Raw genomic sequence first — 19,484 nt, 5'->3', positions numbered from 1 at the left:
TGCCCGGATTTTTTTGTTTACAAAACCTGTCAGAATGGATAGCCAATAGCAAAATTCAGAATCAGATTTTCCCTTCTCCAATCCCTTTCAAAAGGCTTAAATTCAAATTGCCACCTATCTCCTTCCTTCTCATAAGGCTTTCTGATAGGACTTGCCAAATCAAAACGAATGACAAAAAAGTCAATATCTATCCTCAAGCCTAAACCTGCCCCAATGCCCAATTCCCTTAACCATGAATCGCTAAATTTCCCACCAGGTAAAGCTTCATTTTCATTCATCAGCCAAACATTCCCCGCATCCATAAAAAGCGCTCCTTTCAAGAAAGAAACTATAGGAAACCTATATTCAATATTCCCCTCAATTCTGATATCCCCTGTCTGCTCAAAATAGGATTGATTGTTTACCGAATCGGGCTTATATGTCCCCGGCCCCAGCGACCTAATTCTAAAAGCCCTTACACTATTTGGTCCACCTGCAAAATACTGCTTAACATAGGGCAAGGACACCGAATTACCGTAAGGAAGTCCCACCCCTCCAAACAACCTTGCGGCCAGCACTTGGTCTTTTCCTATCTCTAGATGATACCTTAAGTCAACATCTCCTCTCACATACTGGGCATACTCCATTCCGAAAACCTTGCCGGGATCCTCCTGAGAGTTTTTACCATCAATTAGGCCAATCAGATTACCCGCCATGTCCAACTGTGTACCTACATAAAATTGACTTTGTCTAAATTCATCGCCCAGCTGACTATAATTGAAATTATAAATCAATCCTGGAATAAACTGCTGCTCAAAACTTCTTCTTAAAAAGGGATTAGCATTCAAAATCTCTTCAAATTCAGGTGAAGTATCTGATAGGTTTACAATACTCAAACTAACAGGAGTAATCTCATGGTACACGTACCGGCTGGAGTTCCAATAAAGCCCATAACTAGTAGAAGCAGAATTTAATCTATAAAGTCCTATGCGATTGAGAGATTCCCCTCCCAGACTCACTTTAGTTTTGGGCACAGAATAGACAAATCTATCTTCTATTAATTTAGGAAAAAGAACCCTTGGAAAAATCATTTCTGTATTCAAGCCAATATCATAGGTGCTCAATCCTGTCCGGTCGCCTCCGGCTATTTGCACTTCATACCCAAAATTCCCTGAGATATTAAAGGTCTCTCCACCGAAAAATAAATTTCGATTTCTAAAGGTTATTTCTACCGCAGGCCCAATGAAGTTATTACTTTTTGATAAGCCTTGCAGCTCTGCCCTGATCGACCGTTTCTTCAACGGTGACAAATAAATATCCGCATCCAGCCTTCTTTCTTCCACTTTTGCCGAAGCAGAGTCCTTCTCTGTATATCGTAAGTTGACATACCTATAGTTGCCTATAGAAGACAACCTATTGGTCGTAAGCCTGGAAAGATTAGCGTTATATTTCTGGGACTCTTTGATCAATATATATTTTTCTAATAATTCCGGTTTGAACGTCAATTCATCTTGAATATAATCTATACCTTCGAGATTGGTCGTGTCTTGATTTTTAGTTTCTTCTTCTATGGAATAATTGGGATAGACCTTAATCTGATCCACTTTATAAGGAACAATGGACCTTTCTGGAACATCCATTTTCAACCGCATAAAAAGATCATATTTTCTCTCTTCGTAATTATTGGTATCCGCTTCAAAAATTAAAAAATCGGCATTAAAATTATAATATCCTCTGAGTCTTAATGCTTCATTTATTCTATTGCGTTCCTTTTTGAAGGCTTCAAGCTCAAATCTTGACCCCTTGGTCAATGTCGTTTCCTTTAAAATCTCCGATATTTCATTATGGATTCCGAGTGAATCTCCCAAAAGCTCCAGTTTTTCCATCACGTAGGGCTTGGTTACCGCTACTTCGTAATGCATGCCTAAATATTTCCCTTTCCCAGTCCTTTGAGAACTGGCTTGGGCATAAAAAAAACCATTGTTCTCCAGCCTGTTGAGCAATAGGTTCTCCGTCTTATTAGGGTTAACTGAACTGAAATAGACAGGCTCCTCACCAATTTTCTTTTTCAAAAACCTATTAATAAAACCAGGTTTCTCCTTGCTTCCTTTATAATATGCCCACAAGCCCATTCGCATTCCTAAAAATTGACCATTTTCTTCAGGTTGTAACAGCTCCTCCATTCTAGTTTGAATCTTCTTCAATGCCTTTTTAGAAACCGTTTTATCATCTGATCTTACTTCTAGTGTTGCTCCTGTATACAATTGCTCACCTTCAGGAATAAACTTTCCTACCCCACATGAAGACAGGAAAAATAAGAAGATCAGAATTACAAAAATATTTTTCATCATTTGAATCACTATTCACTTTTTCCAGATGGGGTAGACGTATTTTCTTCTGAACTTTTCTGATCAGGTTTTTCTATTTGAGAACTTTCTTTTTCTCCTTTCCAAAATTCATAAAACTTATTGAACTCTCTGTTAAGAATAAATGCTATCCCAGTCACAATCAATTGACCGTCTATTACACTTTCATATTCATTTTTTCTGAATCCTCTCACCCTATACCTGCCATTTTCAGTAAGTAGGTATTCAAGGTTTACATTGCCAAACATGGCCGAATTTCCATTTTGTGAACTTTGGCTAGTACCCTCCAAGTCCATCTGACTACCTACCTGCACAATCAACCTATCATCGAAAAGCCGTTTTCTCGCACTGACACTTAATTGAGTCCTATCACCTTCATATCCTGAGTAACTGTCCAAATCAAAATCAAGCTCGAACCCAGAGTTTCCTAAAACATTACTTGAGAGCGAATTTAATTGACTGGACAGCATCTGACTAACACTTGACCTGGCCAAACCGGCTGTCATACCCCCAGAGCCATCTCCTCCAGTATTGGGCATAAACTTCTTAAATACCAACAAAGAAAATACCTGCCTGTTTAATTCTCCTTCATCTTCATTCACTTGCTGCAGTGCCTCAAAGACATTGCCCCCCATGGCTCCTTGCTCATCCTCCGGCATATCCAAACCAAAGAAAATTTCTGGCCTCAGCAATTCCCCCTCAACATTTAAATAAACCAAGAAGTCCAACCTTTCCCGGTATTGATTTGCTACATCTGTACTTACCCCAGAAATCTGTGAAGCCATCAACTCACTGGAAGATGTCCGTACTTCATAAGAGGCCATAATGTCCAAATCAGCATCCATAGGATCTCCCTTCCAGGTAATAGTACTCCCTTTGACAATATTGAATTTCCTGCTGACCAAACTATATAGACTCATCTCATAATGGCCCTTTTCCAACTCATAAACTCCGCTCATATTCATACGACCGTTTTGGTCTATGGCGAAATTTATGTCCGCACGACCTGCTATCAACAGATTATCTCCTGAACGCTCATCAACCACCACTTTAAACTCAGCCGCTGGATCTACCTTAAAAATCGCATCTAGCTCCATACCGGTATAAGAGGAACCCATCCGTTCTCCTTCTGTTTTGGTCAATATATCATTGGGGTCATCTCTATCCACTATCAATACCACCCCTTCCCTTTCCACCACTTCTAATTCTGTTTCGGGAATAACAAAAGTCAAACTTGTACCTTCATTAACTTTCAAATCTGCCTTGATAATAGGCAAATTCATATCGCCGCTTATCTGAACATCTGCATCTACATTGGCTTTACCATAAAAGAGTTCATTGTTTTCTCGGTCTGAATCCAAAAGCTGAAAATTATCGGCCTTTAAATTCAAATCAAAAACCACATTGGTCATATCCGAGGTATTGACCTTGCCATTCAAGCTAAAGTCATTCCCCTCTGCGTCTTTAAAAGTGTAACTATCAAAATAGAGTCCATCCTGATCCATCCTTAAAACCTGCTCTGGCAAGGAAAACTTAGAATTGAGGCTTTTGACATTTAGACCAGCATTATTAAAGGAAAAATTACCTTTATATTGTGGAGACTTCGTATTTCCATTTACGACCAACTCCCCCCTCAAGCTACCCGTTGCTTCGCTAATCTGCTCATCCAAAAGACCTTGAAGCACTTCTAATTTTAGCTCATTTAAACTCAGGTCTAAATCTAAATCTGCCCCCGCCTCGTTTGCTATATAATCTCCTATTAAATCCAAATCAATTCCTTGATCCTTCAATGCAAGATTGAAATCATAATTCCCCCTATTTTTTGAGCTTGCCGCAAGTTTTAAATTACCCAAATTTGTTCCCACAGCCATTAAATCATCGATTGTCAAATCTGCTAATAATCCAATGGCCCCAAAAGGATTTTCAACTATAAAATCTCCATTGACCTTACCGCCAACTAACAGTTCATCAGGATTCAACAAACTCACTAGAGTTGCCAAGCGAAAATTGGAAAAAGACACGCCAATTTGTGGCTCCTCACTATTATTTAATTCATTACTGAAGCCAATCTGTTGTTGATTATTGGAGAAAGAAAAACTCTTAAAGCCGATTGATTTCCCAGACATCAAAACCTGGTTGTTCGAGGGCACATCCCATTGGTTTCGGTTCAGTACCAATTTCTCTGGAATTACATGAAAGGTCAAGGAATCTCCTATCGATTTCAATTCCGAATCCATGTAATACAACTGCTCCTCCCCATCATAAGAAACAAAATTTAATCGTAACAATTTATTGTCCAATTCTCCTGTCAAATTGGTTTTACCAATAGACAATGGTGAAGCTTCTATCGACCTAATTCCAAGCCCAAAATCCAAGTTATTACCATCTCCATTTGCTTCAACCGACAAACTATCGATGACAATATCGTTATAGTTCATGCGAGGCAGACTTATTTGGGCAAGCAGCTTTTTTTCCAGTTCATTAAAGTCAAGATGAATTTTCAATGAATCCATTTGATCCAAACCTCCCAAAACAACTTGATCTAAAACCGGAGCGGAGTTAAAAGCCAAATCTGCATCCAAAACCACCCCATTATCATTAATTCGAAGCGAATCAAACTGCCTACTATCTCTGGCAATGCTATCCATCAAATACCCTTGAAAATGATACTGGAGGCTTCTTGCAATCTGTTCTGGAGAGGAATTTGATCGAGCATGTCCATTTAACATCAAACTCTTTATATCCATACTAGTACTATCCGGCCGGACAAAGGTATCTAATTCAAAATCCCCCATGGGATAGCTCCTTTCATCATAAACCACTATACCTTCCCCCACTGTAGTTTTAAGCTCAAAAGTATCTAGGCTTCCTCTAAAATCTGCCTTCAGTTTCATTTTAGCCCTTATATCCTTCTGGCTCAAGCCTAATGCCATTAGATTTACACCCCGTAAATCCAAAACAGCACCATACTGAGCATTGGTAGAATCCAATTTAAGAGCTAAATCAAGGTCCAAATCAACATATTCATCTATTATCGACATTTTAAGTCCCCCCTCACCATCTTTCAATTTCCCACGGAGCGATAGCCCAGAATAAGTGTATCCATTGAAGCCTAATTGATCAAACTCTGACTCAAAATTGGCCGTTAAGTTTTCCAAACTATTCCCTTGGCCAGAACTGGACATGGAAAAGCTTAAGGTATCCAGCTTCCCCCCTGGTAACAACCGCCCCAGAAGCAAGTGCTGTACGTTAAGATCAAGATCATATTTAACCAATTCTTTATCCCTGAAACTTCCAGCCAATTCAATATCCCCCTCTGGCATCATCACACTTACCTTGGCCATAACTTCTTTCATTCCCCCTTTCACTTCACTATTCAGGTCTATTTTCTCTGGGAATTTCACTCCATAATCCCCTTCATCAATAAACTTGCTAATATCATTTCTATTGGTAGAAAAATTTAGTTTGTTCAAATCCAACATAACTTTATCTACATCCATGGGATCCAAGATGTTCCCATTTGCCACGAGCTTGGTATGCTCCCCCCAATTAAAATCAAATGAGGAAAGAGTTATCTTGTTTAAGCTTCCATTGGACTTAATCTCACCCTCCACCCCCTGCTCAGCAAGTGCCTTTATGTAAGGGTCCTCTTTAAGCTCAGGAGCAAAGGGAAAAATTTCTTTAATAGACAAATTTATCTGCGGAATATCCAAATTGAACCCTGTTCTTTCTGGTTGAGAGATCAACTCGCTTATAGAAGAATAATCAAGATGCATTGCCCCACTTATATTGCTGTTTAGGGTCGCCAATTGAAGTCCCTGAAGCTTCAACTCATTTTGGTCCATATCAAGCTGAAAAGCAAATTCCTTCAGAGTAAAGCCACTGTTTTCATTGAAATCAAAGCGATCAAGAGAAAGTCCCAACCCAGATCGATTGAAATACAATTGGGAGGCCATGAAATTAACATCCCTAATATCCATCGCTTCGGAGTTAAACACTCCCTTTTTGGGTGCTTGTGCTCCCAAAGCATATGCAATTTCATTATTTGACAAATCAATTGATCCGATATCTATGGTCCAGTCTGGCCATTCAAATTCTTCCTCTACCAACTCTTCCTCATCAGGTAGTTTACTTGTGGATGTAGCTGGCAAGTTCACTTTCACTTTAGACTGGGACAGGGATAATTTTCTCAAGTCAATTTTTTGTCCCACCAAATCTGCTTCGGGTAATTGGACCAATAATTCCCCCAAATCAAGCTGCGCACTAATTTGATCAGGAATAGATTCATAAAAGGCCTTCACCTTTGCTACTTGAAAATTATCTATAATGACAAGCGGTAGGACAGCTGATGCAGTATCATCCTCTGATGGTGGAAATGGCTTACTTTGTTCATAAAAAACTTCGGAATCCCTAAATTGAAAATCACTAATATAAAAACCCATATTTTTCAGGTCAAGCTGCTCAATTTTGACATCCAAGCTACCCAAAGCTAACCTACTTTTTATCCCCAATACTTCATCTTCATACTTCAGTTTAAAATCGCTAAGATCAATCGGGCCAATGCCTATTTCAGGAAATATCCCCTCTCCTTGTTTATCCGTGCTGGCTGCAATGCTGTCATTTCCTGCCTGTCCAACAAACGCTTCTATTAAAAAATCGAAATTAAAAACACCTTCATCTCCTCTAAAAACATTAGCCCTCAAACCTGACCATTCAACCTTACTGATATGAATGCCATCATTCTTGATCAGTGGCATCAACTTGACTCCTGTCTCCAATTTTTTGGAGTATATCAAGGTATCTCCTTTCGCGTCCTCTAAGTACAGTCCTTCCAAATAAAGGTTTCCCGAAAACGTAAAATAGAGCCTATCGATATCAATTTTAGTGCTCGTTTTTTCAGCCGCATAATTGACCACCTTTTGCACTATAAAGTCCTGTCCCCAAGGGCTTCGCACAAAAAGAAACAACAAAAAAACAAACAATAAAAGCCCCAGAAGTATTTTTAACAATACCTTAAAAATTTTAAATAATATCTGTTTTACTTTATTCAAATCAATTTTTTCAACATTTAATCAAAGATAAATAAGTAAAAGTCATACAAAAAGAAATTGTTTCAAAGTCCTCCAAAAACCTTTATTCATATATCAATATTCGGATATTTAATGCATGCCGTTCATAGAGGTCATTACAGTTTCCACATCTACCCCCAGTCCCTCGGCTACTTTTGCCCCGAACTCCTCGTCCATTCGGAACCAGTGACAAAACTGTCTATAAATGATCTCCTGTTTTTTCGGTCCAGAGCCGCCGCTCATCGCGGATACTATATTTTATGGTATTTTCCTGCTCATCTTGGCTCATCAAATCTCTTTGGGCAAAGTCCATGTCTTTGGTCTTCATCTCCGAAGCTTCTTCATCATTGAAGTTTTTGATGCCTTGGAATGTCTTAAAATGGAACTTTACCCATACCTTTTATTGCTTACTGTTAATCATAGAGTAAGCTCCATCTTTCGGCCATTTGACTTGCTGGAAATGACAATGATAACCCATCCTAAAATTCGGCGTAAACTTAAACAGATAAAAATCTGTCATTTTGTCGGTATTTTATTAATTTCGCAACTCAATTAGATAGAATGAGCGATATGGAAAACATTATCAAAGACATTGATATAATTCCTGCAGAAGAGGCGCAGGCATGTGATTACAAAATCACGGAAGAGGAGAATACAGGAAAACAGAAAAAACTGTATATAGAGAGCTATGGATGTCAGATGAATTTCTCTGACAGTGAGATCGTTGCTTCCATAATGAAAGAGAATGGATTTGACACCACTGCCAATTTCGAGCAAGCTGATGTGATTTTCTTAAACACCTGTTCTATCCGGGAAAAAGCCGAACTTACCGTAAGAAAAAGGCTGACCCAATTTAAAAGTATCAAAAAGGAAAAACCCGAACTCACCATAGGTGTTCTGGGCTGCATGGCAGAAAGACTAAAGGACAAATTGCTGGAGGAAGAGAAGTTGGTAGATGTGGTAGTGGGACCAGATGCCTACAGAGACCTCCCTAACTTGGTCAAAGTAGCTGAAGAGGGAGATAAAGGTGTCAACACCTTCCTTTCAAGAGAAGAAACCTATGCAGACATTTCCCCAGTAAGACTAAACTCAGACGGAGTTAGTGCTTTTATTTCCATTATGAGAGGTTGTGACAACATGTGTTCTTTCTGTGTTGTGCCCTTTACCCGTGGGAGAGAAAGAAGTAGAGATCCACACTCTATAGTAAAAGAGGCCCAAGAACTTTTTGCCCAAGGATACAGGGAAGTCACCTTATTGGGCCAAAATGTAGACAGCTTTAAATGGTCTCCTGAAGAAAACAACAAAGCTAGATTGAACAAGCAGGAAGATGCTGTAAGTAAAGTAATCAACTTTGCCAATTTATTGGAAATGGTCGCAAAGGTTGATCCTCTGCTGAGGGTAAGATTCTCCACTTCCCATCCTAAGGACATTACAGACGAAGTACTTTACACCATGAAAAAGTATGATAATATCTGTAAGTATATCCACTTACCTGTTCAAAGTGGCAATAGCAGGGTACTCGACTTAATGAACCGTACCTATGACAGAGAATGGTACCTAGAAAGAGTAGCTAAAATAAGGGAAATCCTTGGTCAAGAATGTGGAATTTCATCGGATATGATTGCAGGTTTCTGTTCAGAAACAGAGGAAGAACATCAAGAAACGCTTAGTTTGATGGACATCGTCAAATATGACTTCTCCTATATGTTCTATTATTCAGAAAGACCTGGCACCCTTGCTGCCAAAAAATACAAAGACGACATTGCTTTGGACGTCAAAAAAAGGCGTCTGCAGGAAATCATCAACAAACAATCCCAACACTCATTAGAAAGAAACCAGCTAGATGTCGGACAAGAACAATTGGTATTGGTGGAAGGCACTTCAAAAAGGTCTGAGGAGCAGCTAAAAGGAAGAAATTCCGCCAACAAAGTGGTGATTTTCAATAAAGGAGACTATAAGAAAGGAGATTATGTCCGTGTTAAAATAACTGATTGCACTGCTGCAACCTTATTCGGAGAAGTAGTTTCATAAATTAAAAAAGGATATAGAATTTATGATCTCAGACGCAGAAGTATTATCCATTAAGCAACGCTTTGGCATAATCGGTAACAGCCCATTATTAAACCATGCCATCAGAGTGGCTATGCAGGCCGCTCCTACTGATATGACTGTCTTGATCACTGGGGAAAGTGGAAGTGGTAAAGAATCTTTTTCCAAAATCATCCATTCTATCAGCAAGCGCAAACATGGCAAATTCATTGCCATCAACTGTGGAGCTATTCCAGAAGGGACCATTGATTCCGAATTGTTCGGGCATGAAAAAGGCTCCTTTACAGGTGCTCATGAAGCTAGAAAGGGCTATTTTGAAGTTACTGATGGTGGTTCTATTTTCTTGGATGAAATTGGAGAAATGCCCTTGGGAACCCAAGCCAGGCTCCTTAGAATTCTTGAAAATGGAGAATTCATCAAAGTAGGTTCATCTAAGGTCCTGAAAACCGATGTCAGAGTAATAGCGGCTACCAATGTCAACCTGATCAAGGCTGTAGAAAAAGGCAAATTCAGAGAAGACCTTTATTATAGGCTGAACACAGTCCCCATATACGTCCCACCGTTACGGGAAAGAGGGACAGATATTATCTTACTTTTCAGAAAATTCACCACTGATTTTTCTGAAAAATACAATGTAACCCCTATCTCCCTGGACAGTGAAGCCAAAGAATTATTGCTTAAGTTCCCTTTCAAAGGAAATATCCGGCAATTAAAAAATTTGGCAGAACAAATATCCTTACTGGAAGAAGACAGGGAAGTAAATGCTATCACCATGGCCAAATACCTCCCTACCACTGAATCCAACTTGCCTGCTCCATATGCCCACGGAAGCGGAAAAGAAGGTGACAAATCAAATGATTTTTCAGAAAGGGAAATCCTTTATAAGGTCTTATTCGACATGAAAAAGGATATGACCGACCTGAAAAAACTGGTTCTAGAAACCTACCAATCTGGGGAGATCAATTCCAATATCATCAAAAAGCACCACTCGCTGTTTGAAGACATGGAGACCTCAGTTCCATTTGAAGAAAGTAATGAAAAACCCCAATCTTCATTGCCGATTATTTTAGAATCCGGCTCTTCTTCAAAAAATGAAGACTATGATGATGAAGGCATTGAAGATATTATGCACGAGGAAGATGACAATTCACTTTCTATAGAAAAAAAAGAAAAAGAATTGATCATTAAAGCACTGCGAAAACACAATAATAAACGAAAATACGCTGCGCAGGACTTGGGAATATCAGAAAGAACCTTATATCGTAAAATCAAACAATATGATATCAATGAGTAGGTTTAAACTCATCATTGGCTACTTGCTTTGCCCTTTCTTACTGCTAACAGCCTGCAAGGTAGAGTACAGTTTTACGGGAACTACCTTGGATTATAATGTCACCAAGTCATTTTCTGTAGCCAACTTCTTTAATGATTCTGGGGGAGGCCCTGCCAATATGGGACAGAACTTTACCGAGTCCCTGAAGGATTATTTCCAAAGAAATACCCAATTAGAACTGGTCCAAAACAATGGAGATCTCCAGTTTGAAGGAGCGATCACAAGGTACAGTATCACTCCACAGGCCACTGTTTCCAGCACTGATCCTAACCAGCCAGATAGGGCTGGACAGATGAGGCTAACCATAGCGGTGGAAGTAAACTATATGAACCTATCCAATGAGGAGGAAGACACGAAGAAGACCTTTTCCTTTTATCAGGATTATGACCCAAGAAGCACATCTTTGCTAACTGTAGAAACGGAGTTGATCGACACTATCTTCGAAAACATCATTCAGGATATTTTCACTTCAACTGTGGCTAATTGGTAATTTTCTTTAAATTAGATAATTAAACAAACGGACAAACCTGTGAATGCAGCTGAACTTTTAAGTATCATAAAAAAAGGCAATAATCTTGAAAAGGAAGACTTCAAAGCTTTGATTAAGCTTCATGAAACCTTCCCCTATTTCTTGGTACCAAAGGTTCTTGCAGCCAAATACGAGCTAAATGTATCTGAAGGAGAGTCCAAAGAATTATTGCACTGGGCGGCTGTACAAAGCCCGGACAGATCCTGGCTCAAAACCTTAATCGAACAGGATTTACCTTTTTTGGCGGAGCAGCAAACGATAGATGAGCCCCAAATTGTCAAAGATGAAGAGCCTGTCATATCAGACGACAGGTCTGATCCTACAGAAAGGGAGAAAGAAGGTGAAATTGAAGAAAATCCTAAGCCAAGCCCTGTTAGCAGTAGTCGTGCTGAGGTCTTGAAAAAACTGGAAGAAAATCTCTCCAAGCTTAGAAACCAAGAAGCGGAAAAAACTACAATTCCTAAGGAAAGCAAAAAAGAACCACCAAAGTCCAGTACTGCTGAAAAGCCAAAAGAAAAATCATCAAAAACAGCAAAGAGAAGGCAAAAAACCGGAGATGACCTAATAGAGACTATCAAAAAAAAGGAGAAAAAGGTCATCAAGGACGTACGCAAAAAAGAACAAATAGACATCATTAAAGCCTTTAGTAAAAAGGAAATCAAGATGGCTACGATCAAGGAAAATGAAGACAGCAATAAGCTTCAGGACCTATCGGTAAAAAGCACCCAACTTAGTGACAAGCTACTATCTGAGTCTTATGCCAAGTTATTGACCAAACAAGGCAAAAAAGATAAGGCAAAAGAAATTTATGAGAAATTAATTTTGAAATTTCCGAAGAAAAAGGCTTATTTTGCGGACTTAATAAAAGAGTTAAAAGATTAAATTCAATATTATATGTTTACTTTAATAATCAGTGTCATCATCGTTTTGGCCGTATTATTGGTACTAGTGATTTTGGGCCAAAACTCAAAAGGCGGTGTTGGTGCTGCATTTGGAGGAAGTGCTTCACAAATCATGGGGGTTACCAAAACTGGAAATATTCTTGAAAAATCCACTTGGGTTTTGGCTATCGCCATCCTAGTGCTTTCCCTAATTTCCTCCGCGTTTATTAACGAAACTGCTTCTGTGGGAGACGAGTATAATTCTCCCAATATAGAAAACGCTAAAGAGCAAGGGATAACACCAGCTTTTGGCGAAAGCGAAAGCATACTTCCTAGTGAACAAGAAGCCACTTCTACTGATAGTGCAGAATAAGCATATAAATTAAGAGATTTCAAATAGCCCGTTTATCAAACGGGCTATTTTTGTTTTAGGATTATTATTTTTCTAAATATTTGTTAATAAACCCGTTTAATTTTGGCACTATCTCGATTTAGTAGTACCTTTTAATTTATGCTAAACCAAAACAGTTAAATTATATTTTATGTTTGAAAACTATCAAAGCCTTGAAGATATAGGAGCAAATGACTGGCCTAATATCATCTTATGGGCTGCACCTGTAATGTTCGCATTGGTATTTGCAGAATGGGGATTAAGTATTTACAAAAACAGAGATTCATACGATGGCAAAGATTTCTTAGCGGCATCGTCAATTGGCCTGATCAACGTGGGCATAAGCGCGTTAATCAAGGTAGCGCTATTCTCCGCTGTTTTGTTCTTTTGGAATATCGTTCCATGGAAAATTCCACCAACTTGGTGGTCCTTTATTCCATGTTTTATAGCCATTGATTTTGCGAGATACTGGGCACACAGAGTCGCTCATGAACAGCGGTTTTGGTGGGCTACCCATGTCACTCATCACAATTCCAGCAAATATAATTTCTCTGTCTCATTTAGACTGAGCTGGACCCAGCATATCAAATTCATATTTTTTATCCCGGTGGTGATGATAGGTTTTGATCCTTTTGTATTCTTTATCTGCCATCAAATTGCAGTATTGTACCAGTTTTGGATTCATACCGAATATATCCAAAAACTGCCAGCGCCTATTGAATATATTTTCACCACTCCTTCCCACCATAGGGTACATCATGCCAGTGACGAGCATTATCTGGATAAAAACTATGGTTCCACCTTTATCATATGGGACAGGATGTTCGGAACCTTCATGGCGGAAGGAGAAAGACCTAATTATGGCATCACTAAACCAGTAACCTCTTATAACCCTGTTTATCTAGTTTTTCACGAGTGGTATGATATTGTAAAAGATTTAAAACAAGCCGAAAATTCAAAAGAAGCTTATAAAATCCTATTTGGAAAACCAGGTGACGAGGTAATAAAAAACAGAGAAACCCGAAGACAGAAATTAAAAGAGGCACAAGCAGAACTAACAGAAACAAAATCTGGACCTGCCCCCATTCTGAATGAAAAAGAACCTTCTTTACTCCAAAAGAAAGAATAAATAAAATTAAAAGCGCCTATAAATGGGCGCTTTTTTTATGCAATCTTTTTCATCAAAGCCTTCTTGCTAATAGGAACGACCGTTTCTAACAAGGGCACCTGCTTTTTGCTATGGACTCTCCAAGTCGCTGGATTGGGCAAATCTCTATTAGTCTTGACCAATTCTAGCTTGATCTGTTCAAAGCTGTGAGCCAGTGAATTTTTCTGTTTATCCAAATAACTAAAAGCGATCCCCCTTAATTTTTCAAAGCTATTTTCAAAAAGCTTAACTTTATATCGGTAGATGAATATCTCAGATGAGTGATCAAATGAAAAAAACACATAACCTTCCTTTTGATAGATAGGACTCAAACCAATCGGTTCTATCTCAAGATTACTTTCAATCAATTCATAGATGGTTTTACCTTGCTCTATCTGTTCTTTGATCTTTGGTATAGAATAAGCCATTATCTCTTCCAGTTCTCTCATCATTTCATCATCGGGCATATCCATGGTCTTTTTCAGCTCCGCCTTTTTATAGTCTACACCTGTCAATCTCTTGGGGAAGGCTTGTTTGAGCATCTCTTTCTTATTAGAAAAGCCCATCAGGGTCTCATAATGCCTTACCAAATCAGCAAGAGGAGGATATAACTTGGCCTTACTGAAATGCCTGTCCACTTGCTTCAAATAAGCCAGAAGCAAATATTTCTTATACTCAAAATCAATCCAGCCTTCTACAATCCAGTTATCTGACAATGTTTTCATAGAGGATATAGTTTTATAAAATTTAATAAAAAACTGACATAGAAGCGAATTTCAAAAAAGCAAAATTGACAGAAAGATCAACTTCAAAGCGTCAAACCTGACACCCCTCTCCATTATTTTCCGACTTTCTGTCATGTAATTGATGGATTTTTCACTTGGCACAAGAAATGTAATAGAGGCATTCAGAACATAGAACTAACCTAAAAAAAACAATAAGATTATGTCAAAAGTGAACATCCAACCGCTTGCAGATAGAGTTCTAGTTGAGCCTGCTGCAGCTGAAGAGAAAACAGCATCTGGACTTTATATTCCTGACACTGCCAAAGAAAAACCACAGAAAGGCACTGTAGTAGCTGTTGGAAACGGTAAAAAGGACGAACCACTTACCGTAAAAGTAGGTGACACTGTACTTTATGGCAAATATGCCGGTACTGAGTTATCCGTTGAAGGTGCTGACTATTTGATCATGAGAGAATCAGACATTTTTGCTATTCTCTAACCCCCCACTTTAAAAGTTTAATCAAACAAAACATTAAAAGTAAATTAAAATGGCAAAGGAATTATTTTTCGATACAGATGCAAGAGACAAACTAAAAAAAGGAGTTGACGCTCTTGCTGAGGCAGTTAAAGTAACATTAGGCCCAAAAGGCAGAAATGTAATTATTGACAAAAAATTTGGTGCACCTACGATCACTAAAGATGGTGTTTCTGTAGCCAAAGAAATTGAATTGGAAGAACCTATCGAAAACATGGGTGCTCAACTAGTGAAAGAAGTAGCTTCCAAAACTGCTGACAATGCAGGTGACGGTACTACTACAGCTACTGTATTGACACAAGCCATCTTCAACGTAGGTATCAAAAACGTAGCAGCCGGTGCTAACCCAATGGACCTTAAAAGAGGTATTGACAAGGCTGTAGCAGCGGTTGTAGCTGAACTGAAAGCTACTTCTAAAGAAATCTCTACGTCTAAAGAAATCGCTCAGGTAGGTACTATCTCTGCTAACAATGACGAGGAAATCGGCAATATGATAGCTGATGCCATGGACAAAGTGGGTAAAGATGGCGTTATCACTGTAGAAGAAGCTAAAGGTACTGAAACTGAAGTTAGAACTGTAGAAGGTATGCAGTTTGACAGAGGTTACCTTTCTCCATACTTCACTACCAACACTGAAAAAATGGAAGCTGAACTGGAGAATCCTTATATCTTGATCTATGACAAGAAGATTTCTTCCATGAAAGAATTACTTCCTGTTTTGGAGCCAGTTGCTCAGTCAGGCAAGCCACTTTTGATCATTGCTGAAGATGTAGACGGTGAAGCTCTAGCTACCTTGGTAGTTAACAAAATCAGAGGAGCCCTGAAAGTAGCAGCTGTCAAAGCCCCTGGTTTTGGCGACAGAAGAAAAGCTATGTTGGAAGACATCGCTATCCTTACTGGTGGAACTGTTATCTCTGAAGAAAGAGGTTATAAACTAGAAAATGCTACTGTTGAGTACTTGGGTACTGCTGAAAAAGTAAATATCGATAAAGATAACACTACTATCGTTAACGGTGCTGGTGAAAAGTCTGCTATCGAAGCTAGAATTGCTGAAATCAAATCTCAAATTGAAAAAACCACTTCAGACTACGACAGAGAAAAGCTTCAAGAAAGATTGGCCAAACTTTCCGGTGGTGTAGCCATTCTTTATATTGGTGCCGCTACTGAAGTAGAAATGAAAGAAAAGAAAGACCGTGTTGATGATGCACTTCACGCAACAAGAGCTGCCGTTCAAGAAGGTGTTGTTGTCGGTGGTGGTGTAGCTTTGATCAGAGCTTCCTCTGCCCTTGACGGATTGAAAGGCGACAATGATGATCAGGACACTGGTATTAACATTATCAAGCAAGCTATTGAATCTCCTCTAAGATCAATCGTAGCTAACGCAGGTGCTGAAGGATCTGTAGTAATCAATAAGATCAAAGAAGGAACTGGTAACTTTGGTTATAATGCCCGTACTGACAAGTTTGAAGACTTGTTTGAATCAGGTGTAATTGACCCAACTAAAGTAACTAGATTGGCCCTTGAGAACGCTGCTTCTATCGCTGCATTACTATTGACTACCGAATGTGTAGTAGCAGATGTTAAAGAAGAAGCTCCAGCAGCTCCTCCAATGGGTGGTGGAGGAATGGGTGGCATGATGTAATCATCCTCCATACACTGGAAAACATATATTTTAAGGGGACTGATAATCAGTTCCCTTATTTTTTTGTCTGGATATCTAAGGAACAACATTAAAAAAGTACAAATCAGCGATCCAATAATTTTTCAAAACTTAAAATATAATTGTATCTTACCTTGAATTGGCATAGTAAACCATGAAATTATAAGGCACGATTGATGTATTCATTTGATTCAATTGTTTTAATAGATGACGACCCTATCAATAATCTCATCAACAAAAGATTAATCGGTAAAACGAATCTAAGCGCTAATGTCGATGAGTTTCTTGAAGCAGAAGTTGCGCTGGAAAAAATCATCAAGCTTGGAACAGAAAAAAAGTTACTCATACTCTTGGACATCAACATGCCCGTAATGAACGGTTGGGATTTTTTGGACCAATATGAAATAAAATGCCGGGAAAGAAATGATATTATTTTAATGCTCTCCAGTTCTATTGATTTTCAGGACAGAAAAAAATCCCAAGAATATACATGTGTAAAAGGCTTCATTGAAAAACCTTTAACCAACGAAAAGCTTTTCGAAATCATACCTGAGCACGTCAAAGACAGGTGAACTTTCTGCCCCTCTACAATATTTCCTACATTTCATAAAATTCGATAGGCAAACCGTCTGGATCAGAAAAAAAGACAAATCTTTTCCCTGTCCATTCATCAATCCTGATTTCTTCTGTATCCACTCCCTTTTTGTCCAATAAATCAACTGTCTTATCCAAATCCTTCACAGAAAAAGCCAAATGACGTAATCCACAAGCCTCGGGTCTTGATAACCTTTTAGGCGGGTCAGGAAAGGAGAACAACTCTATCACATATTTACCATTCAAAGATAAATCGAGCTTGTAGGATTGTCTCTCTCTCCTAAACACCTCCCGTTCTACCTTCAAGCCTAAAACCTCAGTATAAAACCATTTTGACTGTGGATAATCTGAACAAATTATGGCAATATGATGAATTCCATTAAGCATATTCTCGGCATTAAAATGAAATAGAAAAGGTATTAAACAAAAACTATACTTAACACTAAAATTAGCACATAAAACAAAGTTATTTATTCCAACACCAAAAAATGGTACAATGCTTGCTAATGTTTTTATTATCCTAACATTACACCTAATCTATTGTAAACCAAGCCATAAAATCCAGAAATGATCAGCAAGAAATTATTGTCCCTCAGTTTTATTTTTTTTCTGATATCAAGCCAATTTTCTGGTGCCCAAAACTTCTATATCGAAAAAACACCCCGAAAGTATTCTGCCCACTTAGGAATAGGGCCCGCATCAATATATGCAGATAATGGAGGTCCATACAGAAATTTTGAATTCCCAATTTTCCCAGCCTTCAGCCTTGGTCTAGCATCCAAAATATCAAGAAGAACCAACTTAAGAGGCACGTTTGGTTTTCAGCCTGTTTCCAGTAACCTGGATTATATCCCTGATCTGGCCATACAATGGGGTGAAGAAAACAAAGCCTATGCTTTTTCGGGAAACGCTTACACCCTTGATTTAATGCCCGAATTTTACCTCTCTGTTTATGATTCACACATCGAAAGACCAAAATACAACTTCTATGGAGGACTTGGATTGGGAATAATTATGGTCTTTAGAGAACAAGCAATTGCCAAAACAAACGAAGTACAGATTCAAGACGCTACCTCTACCTCAATCTATATCCCGATTAGAATTGGGGCCAGCATGGGTATCAGCCCCCATTGGGACCTGGGATTTGAAGGTACACTTTTAAGCACTTTTTCTGATTATCTCGATGGGAATGAAGGCTCAAACACTACGAACGACATGCTTATTCAAGGTCAGTTCTTCGTAAAAAGGTATCTTTCTCCTTTCCCCTTCTGGAAAAAAAGACCTAATTAAATCATTATTTAAACCAACCTTTTCAAATAAACACCATAACCACTTTTACCCAACTCACTGGCCAATTTTAACAACTGCTCCTTATTGATAAAACCTTTCCTATAAGCCACCTCTTCCACACAGCCAATTTTAAGTCCTTGCCGCTCTTCAATTACTTCCACAAATTGAGCCGCTTGCAATAAGGACTGATGGGTACCCGTATCCAACCAAGCAGTCCCACGGCTCAATATCCCAACACTTAACTTCTCCTCTTTAAGATAAACATTATTGACATCCGTAATCTCCAACTCACCACGAGAACTGGGCTTAATATTTTTTGCGATCTCTACCACCCTATTATCATAAAAATAAAGACCAGGAACAGCATAATTAGACTTTGGCTTTTCCGGTTTTTCCTCAATACTAATCGCCTTTTGCTCCTCATCAAATTGCACGACACCATAACGTTGTGGGTCGTTAACATGATAAGCAAAAACTACCCCTCCTTCCGGATTTGTATGCTTCATTAAGGTCTCCTGTAATCCTGAGCCATAGAATATATTATCACCCAATATGAGAGCCACCTTGTCATCACCAATGAATTCCTCACCAATCACAAAAGCCTGAGCAAGCCCTTCTGGTTTGGGCTGTATAGCAAATGAAAATTTACATCCCAGATGAGATCCATCCCCCAACAGTTTTTGAAAGGCTTCAGAATCCTCTGGAGTCGTGATAATCAATATCTCGTTTATTCCGGCCATCATCAAGACAGACAAAGGATAATAAATCATCGGCTTATCATACACTGGCATTAATTGCTTACTTACAGCAATAGTTAATGGATAAAGACGTGTTCCGGATCCCCCGGCAAGAATAATCCCCTTCATATTAAAAATCTTTCTTCTAATCGCTAAGATAAGGCTTGTTTACCAAATATTAAATTTGGACTTCAATAAT

At 38.7% G+C, this 19,484-nt stretch carries 16 protein-coding genes; 10 read left to right on the top strand and 6 right to left on the bottom strand.

The window, feature by feature from the left end:
- Positions 1–29: 29 nt before the first annotated feature.
- From tamL to KZP23_RS11935, 3 genes are all read right to left on the bottom strand, one after another.
- Positions 30–2,330: a translocation and assembly module lipoprotein TamL gene (gene tamL / locus KZP23_RS11950; RefSeq protein ID WP_226331956.1), complete on the bottom strand. Its 2,301-nt coding sequence runs from the start codon at positions 2,328–2,330 to the stop codon at positions 30–32.
- 8 nt (positions 2,331–2,338) lie between these two features.
- Complete coding sequence (locus KZP23_RS11945) at positions 2,339–7,354, bottom strand: translocation/assembly module TamB domain-containing protein (protein ID WP_226331955.1); 5,016 nt, start codon at positions 7,352–7,354, stop codon at positions 2,339–2,341.
- Between the two features lie 259 nt (positions 7,355–7,613).
- Positions 7,614–7,775, bottom strand: coding sequence for a catalase (locus KZP23_RS11935; protein WP_226336523.1), 162 nt, complete (start codon positions 7,773–7,775; stop codon positions 7,614–7,616).
- Between the two features lie 209 nt (positions 7,776–7,984).
- On the opposite strand from KZP23_RS11935, the gene miaB reads away from it, so the two are divergent.
- From miaB to KZP23_RS11905, 6 genes are all read left to right on the top strand, one after another.
- Positions 7,985–9,445, top strand: coding sequence for a tRNA (N6-isopentenyl adenosine(37)-C2)-methylthiotransferase MiaB (gene miaB / locus KZP23_RS11930; RefSeq protein WP_226331953.1), 1,461 nt, complete (start codon positions 7,985–7,987; stop codon positions 9,443–9,445).
- Positions 9,446–9,467: 22 nt separating this feature from the next.
- Positions 9,468–10,757, top strand: coding sequence for a sigma-54 interaction domain-containing protein (locus KZP23_RS11925; RefSeq protein ID WP_226331952.1), 1,290 nt, complete (start codon positions 9,468–9,470; stop codon positions 10,755–10,757).
- A complete protein-coding gene (locus tag KZP23_RS11920; RefSeq protein ID WP_226336454.1) occupies positions 10,750–11,286 on the top strand; it encodes an LptE family protein in 537 nt (178 codons plus the stop codon). The genes KZP23_RS11925 and KZP23_RS11920 overlap by 8 nt, the downstream gene beginning before the upstream one ends.
- Positions 11,287–11,325: 39 nt before the next feature.
- Positions 11,326–12,207, top strand: a complete 882-nt coding sequence (locus KZP23_RS11915) for a hypothetical protein (protein ID WP_226336453.1) — start codon at positions 11,326–11,328, stop codon at positions 12,205–12,207.
- 12 nt (positions 12,208–12,219) lie between these two features.
- Positions 12,220–12,579, top strand: a complete 360-nt coding sequence (secG, locus tag KZP23_RS11910; protein WP_226336452.1) for a preprotein translocase subunit SecG — start codon at positions 12,220–12,222, stop codon at positions 12,577–12,579.
- Positions 12,580–12,748: 169 nt separating this feature from the next.
- On the top strand, positions 12,749–13,726 hold the full coding sequence (locus KZP23_RS11905; RefSeq protein WP_226336451.1) for a sterol desaturase family protein: 978 nt from the start codon (positions 12,749–12,751) through the stop codon (positions 13,724–13,726).
- Positions 13,727–13,761: 35 nt separating this feature from the next.
- Here KZP23_RS11905 and KZP23_RS11900 read toward each other — a convergent pair whose 3' ends face one another.
- A complete protein-coding gene (locus KZP23_RS11900; protein WP_226336450.1) occupies positions 13,762–14,469 on the bottom strand; it encodes a hypothetical protein in 708 nt (235 codons plus the stop codon).
- Positions 14,470–14,689: 220 nt separating this feature from the next.
- On the opposite strand from KZP23_RS11900, the gene KZP23_RS11895 reads away from it, so the two are divergent.
- The 3 genes from KZP23_RS11895 to KZP23_RS11885 all read left to right on the top strand — a co-directional run bounded on the left by KZP23_RS11895 (position 14,690) and on the right by KZP23_RS11885 (position 17,236).
- Positions 14,690–14,968, top strand: a complete 279-nt coding sequence (locus KZP23_RS11895) for a co-chaperone GroES (RefSeq protein WP_186756343.1) — start codon at positions 14,690–14,692, stop codon at positions 14,966–14,968.
- Between the two features lie 49 nt (positions 14,969–15,017).
- Positions 15,018–16,646: a chaperonin GroEL gene (gene groL, locus KZP23_RS11890; protein WP_215222927.1), complete on the top strand. Its 1,629-nt coding sequence runs from the start codon at positions 15,018–15,020 to the stop codon at positions 16,644–16,646.
- Between the two features lie 194 nt (positions 16,647–16,840).
- Positions 16,841–17,236: a response regulator gene (locus tag KZP23_RS11885; RefSeq protein ID WP_226336449.1), complete on the top strand. Its 396-nt coding sequence runs from the start codon at positions 16,841–16,843 to the stop codon at positions 17,234–17,236.
- 25 nt (positions 17,237–17,261) lie between these two features.
- Here the strand turns inward: KZP23_RS11885 and gloA2 are convergent, their stop codons facing one another.
- On the bottom strand, positions 17,262–17,645 hold the full coding sequence (gene gloA2, locus KZP23_RS11880) for an SMU1112c/YaeR family gloxylase I-like metalloprotein (RefSeq protein ID WP_226336448.1): 384 nt from the start codon (positions 17,643–17,645) through the stop codon (positions 17,262–17,264).
- A gap of 180 nt (positions 17,646–17,825) precedes the next feature.
- Between gloA2 and KZP23_RS11875 the strand changes: the two genes are divergently transcribed.
- On the top strand, positions 17,826–18,548 hold the full coding sequence (locus KZP23_RS11875) for a DUF6089 family protein (RefSeq protein WP_226336447.1): 723 nt from the start codon (positions 17,826–17,828) through the stop codon (positions 18,546–18,548).
- Between the two features lie 8 nt (positions 18,549–18,556).
- Here the strand turns inward: KZP23_RS11875 and rfbA are convergent, their stop codons facing one another.
- Complete coding sequence (gene rfbA / locus KZP23_RS11870; protein ID WP_226336446.1) at positions 18,557–19,414, bottom strand: glucose-1-phosphate thymidylyltransferase RfbA; 858 nt, start codon at positions 19,412–19,414, stop codon at positions 18,557–18,559.
- Between the last annotated feature and the right edge of the window lie 70 nt (positions 19,415–19,484).

Source organism: Echinicola marina (genome assembly GCF_020463795.1).
In the GTDB taxonomy this organism is placed as follows: domain Bacteria; phylum Bacteroidota; class Bacteroidia; order Cytophagales; family Cyclobacteriaceae; genus Echinicola; species Echinicola marina.
Note: the sequence above shows the minus strand (reverse complement) of the source record. Positions and strands in the feature narration are given on the sequence as shown.